6 protein-coding genes are annotated in these 6,579 nt (G+C 43.2%); 3 read left to right on the forward strand and 3 right to left on the reverse strand.

Features of this window, described 5'->3' with window-relative positions:
- Positions 1 to 55 precede the first annotated feature (55 nt).
- Positions 56 to 850, reverse strand: a complete 795-nt coding sequence (locus CEW93_RS10295) for an NAD-dependent epimerase/dehydratase family protein (protein WP_089540328.1) — start codon at positions 848 to 850, stop codon at positions 56 to 58.
- A 15-nt stretch (positions 851 to 865) separates the two neighbouring features.
- Positions 866 to 2,686 (reverse strand): DUF4105 domain-containing protein, encoded by a 1,821-nt coding sequence (locus CEW93_RS10300; RefSeq protein ID WP_089540330.1) that lies wholly within the window; start codon positions 2,684 to 2,686, stop codon positions 866 to 868.
- A gap of 90 nt (positions 2,687 to 2,776) precedes the next feature.
- On the opposite strand from CEW93_RS10300, the gene ampD reads away from it, so the two are divergent.
- Together ampD and murJ are read left to right on the forward strand one after the other, a co-directional pair.
- On the forward strand, positions 2,777 to 3,361 hold the full coding sequence (gene ampD, locus CEW93_RS10305) for a 1,6-anhydro-N-acetylmuramyl-L-alanine amidase AmpD (protein WP_089540332.1): 585 nt from the start codon (positions 2,777 to 2,779) through the stop codon (positions 3,359 to 3,361).
- 92 nt (positions 3,362 to 3,453) lie between these two features.
- The gene (gene murJ / locus CEW93_RS10310) at positions 3,454 to 5,004 is read left to right on the forward strand and encodes a murein biosynthesis integral membrane protein MurJ (protein ID WP_089540334.1); all 1,551 of its coding nucleotides are present in this window, start codon (positions 3,454 to 3,456) and stop codon (positions 5,002 to 5,004) included.
- Positions 5,005 to 5,019: 15 nt separating this feature from the next.
- On the opposite strand, the gene CEW93_RS10315 is transcribed toward murJ, so the two are convergent.
- Complete coding sequence (locus tag CEW93_RS10315) at positions 5,020 to 5,379, reverse strand: VanZ family protein (RefSeq protein ID WP_089540337.1); 360 nt, start codon at positions 5,377 to 5,379, stop codon at positions 5,020 to 5,022.
- Positions 5,380 to 5,490: 111 nt separating this feature from the next.
- Here CEW93_RS10315 and ribF point away from each other — a divergent pair, with 111 nt between their 5' ends.
- Positions 5,491 to 6,462 (forward strand): riboflavin biosynthesis protein RibF, encoded by a 972-nt coding sequence (ribF, locus tag CEW93_RS10320; RefSeq protein ID WP_089540339.1) that lies wholly within the window; start codon positions 5,491 to 5,493, stop codon positions 6,460 to 6,462.
- Positions 6,463 to 6,579 lie beyond the last annotated feature (117 nt).

Below are 6,579 nucleotides of genomic sequence, written 5' to 3' on the forward strand. Positions count from 1 at the left end.
TAAATCTGTCAAAATAAAAAGTCTATTTTAGCAGATTTTATATCAAATTCAAAAATCAAACCGCATAGCCACTACGATAGTTTTCAAACGTCAGCCAAGATTTATCTATATTAGGCATAATGCGTTTGCCTGTGGGAGCAGAAGGTATGAGTACTGGCATGGGATAACCACGCACTTGACAAATAAACCCCAGCACCTGTGCCAAAGTCGCCCCATCAAAATCACTCACCAAATACAAAGGCTTTGGGGTTGCCATCACCAAAATTTTTGCGATAATCGCCACTAAATCCGTCTGATGAATGCGATTGGTGTGATGATGACTTGGCACACCGTCTTGATGGGCTTTTTTGGCAAGCTCTATCATGCGATTGCTACCACCATAAATACCACTTGGTCGCACGATGATGGCACGCCTGCCATAAGTGGCACTGATGAGATTTTCAGCATTTAACAACACCAAGGCGGTAGGATTGCTTGGGCAAGCAGGGGTGTTTTCATCAATCAGTTGTCCGTCATTTTCACCATAAACCGATGTAGATGACACAAACAAAACTTTTTGACAATCTATCTTTAAGTCCGCCATATGCTGACACACCGCCAAATAACTGTCTTTATAGGCTTGTACCCTATCGCTATTTTTATCAGGCGTGATGATGATGGCAACACCATCAAAATCATCAAGCTCATTTTTGGTCAAATCCAAAGCATTTTTTTGCCAAAAAGTAACCGCCACATCATCAGGATAACATTTGGCAGAGCGTGCCACAGCCGTGATGTCATGACCTGCCCTAGCAAGCTGTATTGCTACTGCTTGCCCAATATTTCCTTGTCCAATAATCAAAAATCTCATCAATTTACCCAGCCATTAAAAATAACGATGATAACCAAACTGCACGCTGTTTTGGGTTTTGTCATACAATCGTTCACTATTTGCCACAAAACGCAAAGCATCACGACGTGTCAAATCATACTGAACCCCCATCACCACCGACGGCTGAACATAACCTGAGCGATTGGGCGAGTCGTCATGATGATACCAGTATGGCACACTAAGCTCACCCAACACTCGCACATCATCACTCACACGATGACTACACCCAACCGATAGTCCAACGCCTAACCGATAGCCCTGATTTATTTTGCCAAACTGCCCACCTGCCCCACCAAACACATAGCACAGCGTATCTGCCAAATCACCTGTATTGGTGGCAGCTTGACCCATCAGCCATGATTTGCCTTTTTGTGCTTGCACATTAAACACCAAATGGTCAGCGTTGTCTTTGTTTGATGCGTCTGTGGCTTGCTCTACGGTTAAATGTAGCCCCCAAGCCGATTTTGGCTTGCCAGTGATGGGATTTGGATTGTTCTTGGCTGAGTTGGCAGGGTTGTAGCTACGACTTGAAAAAATGGTGGCTTTGTCCAGTTTTAACTTTTCTTTGTCATATTTGATGTCTGCTGATAAAATCGTCAAATCCAAATATGACCGCACCCCATCAGATCTGTCCAGCAAATCCTGATAAGCCGAACGCAATGACAGCCCATATACCGCCCCCAAACCATGACCGCCATGATGGTTATCATCAGCCACTGACACACTAAGGCGATGGGTGGGGCTGGCATGAACGGGGTTGTTATTATTTGATTGCAATTTTGACCAATCAAAGTTTGTGCCGTTATTGATAAAAGCCTGTCTAAGCGTGGCATTTGATGGCACAAACGTCGTCTTACGCACCATGCCATGACGCTCTAAAATACGAGCAATCTTAGCAGGAATGACAATGCGTCCCATGTCATGAGCAATGTCTTTATCCGCTCGCACCACATCAATCAAACGCACAATCTCTGTGGCACAGTTATCATGAGTAAAAAAATAAGGGCGATTCATGTCTTTGGTTTCCCACAGATGACGCAAAATCTGACGCACTTGTTGTTCACTCAAATCCATCTCATATTGCCAAAGGTCTCGTTCACCTTTGATGGTGTAGTCTTCTTTTTTGTTTTGGTAATTAAAAAACTCAAGCCCACCATCATAAGCCCCCACGATGGATTTTAAAGCCCTGACCGCTTCTTTTGCTTCTTCGTTTGGTACCACACTGCTATAATTAATCGCAATGGCATCCTTGTCTTGCCCTGTGCTTAGGCTTTTTTGGGTATCCAAACGCAAAAAAGCATGACCATAGGACGACCCCAAAGAATTTGGGTGTTCTTCGGCAAAAATCAGCGACAACACTCGCCCATCTAAGCCATCAGCCCATGTTTTAAACTCTGCACACAGTTCATCATCATATTTGGTGTCAATGCCCATTTTATTAAGCTCGGCAGTCAAAAACGCCATGCGAGCAGGAAAACGACACATTGCTTTTTTATCTAATTGTTGCAATGCTGCCAAGTTTGCCATCAGCTCAGATTTTGGGTCATTTTGTTTGGACAAGAAAAAATCAGGGTCTTTCACTTGGCTCACGCCCTGTTTTGCCAAAAGTAATCTTTGCCACAGCACATGCTCTGCCAGTTTATCCAAAGCAACATCGCTTAGCCCAAAGGCGGTTTTGGTGGCAACAAGTTGGGCTTGGGTATTTGTTATTTGTGTGCCATCTGCAATGCCATGAGCCGATGAGTTGGCAAAAGCCACACCAAACGTCAAAGATACCACAAACAAAATACATTTATTAAAATTAACAGTCTTCATAGAATAAATTTGCTAAAATATGAAATTTTGTCATTATGACAGATTTTATTTTTTAGATAAAGCCCTTTTACCACCCAAACAAGACTGACCATGACCACCTTCACTATCAAAGACGGCATACTATCTGGGGCAACGTTTGTGCCATCACCCAATTTTAATACACGCCCCACCACCGATGATAAACCTGCCATTACTGGCATTGTCATTCATAACATCAGTTTACCGCCTAGCCAGTTTGGACAAACCGACAAAACAGGCACACACTTTGTCAAAGCCTTTTTTCAAAATAAGCTAGACCCAAATGACCATGATTATTTTAAAACCATTGCTCACCTAGAAGTCTCCGCTCATCTGTTCATAGAGCGACATGGGGCAGTTACACAATTTGTTAATTTTAATGAACGAGCGTGGCACGCAGGACAGTCTTGCTATCTTGGACGAGCAAATTGTAACGATTTTACCATAGGCATAGAGTTAGAAGGTGATGACTTTTCACCATTTAGCGATAAGCAATACAACACCCTTGCCCAAATCATTGTGGCAATTTATCACGCCTATCCCGCCACTAAGCGACACCTGATGGGTCATAGCGACATCGCTCCGATTCGCAAAACTGACCCTGGTGAGTTTTTTGACTGGGGACGACTTAGAAAGTTGGTGCATGAACATTTGTAGCATTTCTTGATGATTCATGGACTTTCCACACAACTTTTTACACAAGTTTACCCCAAATCCTTTATAATACGCATTTTTGGTTATAAATCATCATGGCAAAATCTCGGCTTTTTCATTCTACCGCCATTGTCAGTATCATGACCATGCTTTCTCGCGTTTTAGGATTGGTGCGTGATGTGGTTTTGATGGGGGTATTTGGGGCAGGCGGTCTGATGGACGCTTTTTTGGTGGCGTTTAAAATCCCCAATTTTCTAAGACGGCTTTTTGCCGAAGGGGCGTTTTCCCAAGCCTTTGTGCCTGTTTTATCCGAATACAAAGAACGACGCACCCTTGATGAAGTCAAACTGCTCATCGCTCATGTTTCAGGCGTGTTATCGGTCATTTTGTTGGTCTTGACAGTGGCGGTGATTGCCCTAGCTCCCTATGTGATACATCTGTTTGCCCCCGGTTTTGCTGATGACCCTTTGCGATTTAATACCGCCAGCGAGCTGCTTCGCTTAACTTTTCCTTATTTGTTATTCATCTCCCTAACGGCGTTTTTTGGTAGCATTTTGCAGAGCTATGGTAAATTTGCTCCCCCTGCCTTTGCTCCTGTTTTGCTCAATGTCTGTATGATTTTAGGAGCATTGTTGCTTGCACCAATGATGGACACGCCGATTATGGCATTAGGCTATGCAGTGGCAATCTCGGGGCTGTTACAACTACTCATACAACTGCCTGATTTATACCGCCAAAAACTGCTGGTTGCCCCAAAAATCAACTTCAAAGACGAAGGGGTCAAACGCATTTTAACACTCATGCTCCCTGCCATTTTTGGGGTATCAGTTACACAGATTAACCTGCTACTAAATACCATTTTTGCATCAAAAATGATAAATGGTTCGGTATCATGGCTCTATGCTGCCGAAAGATTGAGCGAATTACCCTTAGGACTGATTGGTGTGGCAATTGGTACGGTGATTTTACCCAGCCTGTCAGCAAGTTGTGCCAAAGGCGACCAAGATGAATTTACCAAAACCTTAGATTGGGCGGCTCGCTTGATTATTCTGGTGGGGTTACCTGCATCTGTGGCAATGTTTGCCTTGTCTGATGTGTTGATGAATGCGTTATTTGTGCGTGGCGAATTTACTCAGACAGATGCCACCAATAGCGGACTGGCTCTAAAAAGCATGTCAGGTGGTATTTTGGGCTTTATGCTCATCAAAATTTTTGCCCCAGCCTTTTTTGCCCGCCAAGACACCAAAACGCCTGTAAAAATCGGCATTATTGCCGTGTTTGCCAACATGATATTTAGCGTTGTATTTATGGCAATTTTTTATTTGGTCAAATTACCGCTACATGGCGGATTGGCTTTGGCGACCACAGGGGCAAGTTTTGTCAATGCAGGTCTTTTATATTATTTTTTGCACACTCGTGGCATTTGGCGGTTTGGCAGTCATTGGCGAAAAATGATGGCTCAATTTACCATCGCCACCATTGCCATGCTCGCCTGTTTGTATGCCATCATGCCATTTTATCCCACCGATGGGGCGGTCTGGCAAAAAATTGCTGTCTTGCTCACTTTGTGCATCGTTGGAGCGATTGTTTATGGTGCTGTTCTGCTTGCCACAGGGTTTAGACCCAGACAGCTTAAACATGGCTGATTAATTTGGGCGGTGTTAGCGGTCTTTTGGGTCATGATGATAATTACGACGCACATACAAATAAAGCACCGCCAATGTCGCCCCTACCATGTCTACCACGCCGTCCCAAAAATCCATCGTGCGTGCAGTAAAAATCCCCTGCACCAGTTCGCTGACCACCGCCCAAAGCAAAGCCACAAGCCACAACTTAAAAAACTGCGATTGACGATTGACCACAAATACTCTGCCCAACAAATAAAATTGCCCAAAAAACATGGCAAAATGAGCCATCTTATCCAAATGAATCACGTTTGGCACGCCAGAGCTTGGTACACGCAAAAACAAACCATAACACGACAATAAAAACCAAACCACCGCCACAAAACGCCGCTTCATCAAACATCTCATCATTTTCATTAAAATGATATTTTATGATAAATTTTTAACAAATTTTATGAAAAATTGATGGATTTGACCTATAATAGGCATTTTTGATTGTTTTTATCCATGAAAATTCTTCATCTCAACCCCAAAAATATCACCACCTTACCAGCTCACACATTAACCATTGGTAATTTTGACGGTGTGCATTTAGGTCATCAAGCCATGCTAACCGCCCTAAAAAAAGAGGCTCACAGTAAAGGGCTTGCCACCGCCATCATGATATTTGAGCCACAACCCCGAGAATTTTTTAACCCTAATAATCCCCCTGCTCGGCTCACAAGCTTTGATGAAAAACTGACTTTGCTTGATGAGTTTGGCGTAGATTTTATCATTAAGGCGAGCTTTAATGATGAATTTCGCCAACTTTCTGCTCACGATTTTGCAAATATGCTCAACGCACTTGGCACACGGCATTTGGTATTGGGCGATGATTTTCGTTTTGGACACGACCGCACAGGAGATAAATATTTTTTAACAACGCTTGGTTTTAGTGTGGAGAGTTTGGCAACCATCAAGATTAATGAAACTCGCGTCAGCTCAACTGCGATACGTCAAGCCCTAAGTTTAGGGGAATTATCCCATGCCAAAGAGCTGCTTGGACGAGATTATGTCATGACAGGTCAAGTCATTCATGGCGACAAAATCGGAAGAATACTGGATTTTCCTACCGCCAACATACAAATTAATCGGTTAAAACCTGCTTTACATGGCATTTTTGGTGCAGACATCATCGCCCACAAAGATGGGCAGCTTATTGATTTGTACCAATGTCATCAAACAGGCATTAAAGGGCTGACACCTTATAGTTTATTTGGAGCGGTCAATATTGGCACGCGACCAAGTATCAATGGCACACAATACCGCTTAGAAGTACATTTGCCCAAATTTTCAGGTGATTTATATGGTTTAACACTCACGGTCATATTTACCAAATATCTACATGAAGAAATCCGCTATCCCAATTTAGAATCATTAAAAGCAGGCATTCAAAAAGACGTAAATGAATTACTAGCATGGCAAGATACCCACTTTTAATGTCGCATTACTCCACTTCCCCCTACTTCACCCCCCCACAAAAACCCCCACCAATCTCTTGGCGGGGGTAAATAAGGATGCTGACGATGACCTACTCTCACATGGGCAAACCACACT

Source organism: Moraxella sp. VT-16-12 (genome assembly GCF_002224245.2).
Classification (GTDB): Bacteria; Pseudomonadota; Gammaproteobacteria; order Pseudomonadales; family Moraxellaceae; genus Moraxella.